The sequence below is a fragment of the Phyllobacterium sp. genome (genome assembly GCF_037994405.1).
GTDB lineage: Bacteria > Pseudomonadota > Alphaproteobacteria > Rhizobiales > Rhizobiaceae > Phyllobacterium.
In genome coordinates this window covers 1-3,015 of record NZ_JBBNAN010000285.1, presented here as the reverse complement: position 1 = coordinate 3,015, position 3,015 = coordinate 1, and the positions used below count along the sequence as shown (strand labels likewise).

At 58.7% G+C, this 3,015-nt stretch carries 4 protein-coding genes; 3 read left to right on the top strand and 1 reads right to left on the bottom strand.

Annotated elements, in window-relative coordinates; all coding sequences use genetic code 11:
- Window positions 1-436: 436 nt before the first annotated feature.
- Window positions 437-706, top strand: a complete 270-nt coding sequence (locus AAAC48_RS15730) for a hypothetical protein (RefSeq protein WP_340655076.1) — start codon at window positions 437-439, stop codon at window positions 704-706.
- A gap of 266 nt (window positions 707-972) precedes the next feature.
- On the opposite strand, the gene AAAC48_RS15725 is transcribed toward AAAC48_RS15730, so the two are convergent.
- Window positions 973-1,641, bottom strand: a complete 669-nt coding sequence (locus AAAC48_RS15725; RefSeq protein ID WP_340655075.1) for a metalloregulator ArsR/SmtB family transcription factor — start codon at window positions 1,639-1,641, stop codon at window positions 973-975.
- A gap of 73 nt (window positions 1,642-1,714) precedes the next feature.
- On the opposite strand from AAAC48_RS15725, the gene AAAC48_RS15720 reads away from it, so the two are divergent.
- Together AAAC48_RS15720 and AAAC48_RS15715 are read left to right on the top strand one after the other, a co-directional pair.
- Entirely contained in the window at window positions 1,715-2,455 is a 741-nt protein-coding gene (locus AAAC48_RS15720) for an MBL fold metallo-hydrolase (RefSeq protein WP_340655074.1), read from the top strand.
- A gap of 3 nt (window positions 2,456-2,458) precedes the next feature.
- The coding region (locus AAAC48_RS15715) for an MFS transporter (protein ID WP_340655073.1) at window positions 2,459-3,015 on the top strand (557 nt) is incomplete at its 3' end.

The following is a 3,015-nucleotide window of genomic DNA, read 5'->3' as shown; positions in this document are numbered from 1 at the left end:
CAATAGTCCAGTCGTTATGCATGTGGGGGGACGCCGGGCAGCTTCGTAGCCGCCGGGCGCCCCTCGTGGAAAGTGCTGCTGGCCGGCGACAGCCGCGTGTTCCTTTGACGCTCTCGATACCGAGTCTGATGGCTCGGACGAAGGTCCCGCAATGGGTCCGATTCCGGTCGTCCCGATTTTGCAATTTTAGGAGTTCTAGGACTTTTGGCCTGGCGCTGCTGCGGTGCCAACCCGACTGACACGTTTATTAGATTGTCTGCAGTTAGATCACGTCGTACCGACGGACGGCCGTAAGTGGGTAGGTCGGGAATACATTTTGCGACCCCTTAGGTGCTACCCTGACACAAGGCAAACAATGTATCGTACACGGTCAGTATCCACTAATGTACAGGCAAAGCAGAAACAAAAATCATCGTTCGAATAGTGGAGATCCCGGATGAAGATTGATTTAGGCGAAGTGCTTGATCCATTTCGCAGACACGTCATCGACATCAAAGATGCACTTGCTCACGCCCGTTATCGCTACGATGGGCTCGATTTGATATTGGAGACGGTCTCGGACTCCAAGGTCCGCGGTGCCTCACAGGAAATTTTTGCCGTCGCGGGTGAAAAGATGAATGTCGTTGATGATATGCTAGACGAACTCTATCGGCAGCTATCTGACGTCGATCGTATGCTAGAAGCTTACGCGTCAAAACGAGAGTGACCGCGACGACATTAATCCCGTCGATGTTGGCCGCCAACATAGGGCAACACTGTTCAGATTTCTGAGCCTCCCCAATGGCTGCTTTGCGCATCAGCAGAAATGTAAGTTCGCCTTCGGGTGTCTTCGTTACACGGACAGCGGGAATCTACGGCAACGGCGTAAGTGCGCTTTTGGCCACCAAAAGCCTTGCACTGCGTTCCCTTCGCAGCAAGTTGACAGTCCCGGGAAGGAATGGGAACGGACTTCTCTCTGTCACTAGTCTCAACTCAGGCGACCGCTTCGATCGGCAAACCGGCGGCCTTCCATTCGGGATAGCCGTCCTCGAGTCGATGGACGAGATAGCCGCGTGCGCGCAGCGCCGCGACTGCCTCGAACGAGAGAACGCAATAGGGTCCGCGGCAATAGGCGATTACTTCCCGGTCTGTTGGGAGTTCTCCTAAACGGCGCTCCAGTTCGCTGAGCGGGATGTTCAGCGCACCGGGGAGATGTCCGAGCACAAACTCGTCCTCCGGTCGCACATCGAGAACTGTGACAAGACCGTCATGCAGCCTCGAGATCAGATCCTGTCGCGACACAGCCTCCAGCGCGTCACGGGCGCGGAAGTAGTCGGTCATGACCCGGTTGACCTCAGCCAAGTTCCGCTCACCCACGCGGCCGAGCGCCTTGATCAGTTCCACCACCTCGGCATCGCCGGCGAGCCGATAGAGCACATGCTTGCCGCGGCGCTCGGTGTCGACGAGACGTGCGCGCCGAAGGATCTGCAGATGACGCGAAGTGTTGGCAAAGGTCAGACTGGTGCGGACGGAGAGTTCTTCGACACTGCGCGCTCCTTGGGCAAGATGCTCGAGAAGCTCAAGCCGATGCGCATGGCCAAGCGCCTGGGCAACCTCAGAGAGGCTGGCGAAGATCGATTGTTTTGGTCCAATGCTTGACACGGTTTCCTCTCAGTGGAACATTCAGCAGAATGATTGAATGTTTTTATCTCGTCGAACTTGGGAGTGCAAGCCCATGATCCTCCGTCAGTTCCTTCACAAGGATCCCGTCGGCATCTCATATCTCTTTGGCTGTGGTGGTCGGGCAGCCGGAGCCGTCGTTGATCCGGTGGGTAAGATCGAGCCCTATTTGCGTGCGGCGGAAGAGGCCGGAATGCGCATTCATTTCGTCATCGACACGCATATTCACGCCGACCATCTCTCGGCTGGCCGCCAGCTCGCCGAGGCAACCGGCGCTGAATATTTACTCGCCGCGCATGCGGATGTTTCTTTTCCATTTAAGGGAGCACGCGACGAGGAAGTACTTCCGCTCGGCAACGTCGCGGTGACGGCGTTGCACACGCCCGGCCACACCCCTGAGCACATTTGTCTCCTTGTGAGCGATCGCACCCGGGCTGATGAACCCTGGTTGGTGCTAACCGGTCACACGCTGATGGTCGGTGATCTCGGGCGAACGGAACTTGCCGTCAGCGCCGAACAAGGCGCGCGGGACCTCTTCCATAGCGTGCGCCGGCTCAGGGCTCTTCCAGACTATGTCGAGGTTCTGCCCGGTGCCTATGCTGGCTCGGTCTGCGGCCGTCGGTTGAGCGGCATGCCCTGGTCGACAATCGGCTTCGAAAGACGCCACAACGAAGCCTTCCGGATCGAGGACGAAGCCGAGTTCATTCGCTTCATGCTCGCCGAGATTCCGCCGGCACCGCCCGAGGCGACCGCGCTCAGGGCCGCGAATTCCGGCGTGACAGTCGCGGCAGCCTGACCAGTGGGTGACGCGGCGTCGGTTCCAAAGCCAGAAGGTTCGCCAATCAGGCTGGGGCTGAAGGAGAACTGGCAGCAGTTCGCGCTTCTTGTTCTGATCAACGCCTTTGTCGGGGGCATGGTCGGCATCGAACGAACCGTCGTGCCGCTTATCGGCGCAGAGGCGTTCGGCATCGCCTCGACGACGCTCGTTGTCTCCTTCATCGTCAGCTTCGGTGTCATCAAGGCCTTTGCCAATCTCGTCTCGGGCCAACTCGCCGATGCCTGGGGCCGCAAGCGCGTTCTCGTCCTCGGCTGGCTAGTTGGCTTGCCGGTTCCCTTTATGATCATCTGGGCGCCGAGTTGGGGATGGGTCATTGCAGCCAATGCGCTCCTCGGCATCAACCAGGGGCTTGCCTGGTCGATGACGGTGATCATGAAGGTCGACCTCGTCGGTCCGAAGTCACGCGGCCTTGCTGTCGGCCTCAACGAGTTTGCCGGCTATCTAGCCGTCGGTGTGACGGCATTTCTCACCGGGTACCTTGCTGCGCGATACGGGTTACGCCCCATACCGATCTACCT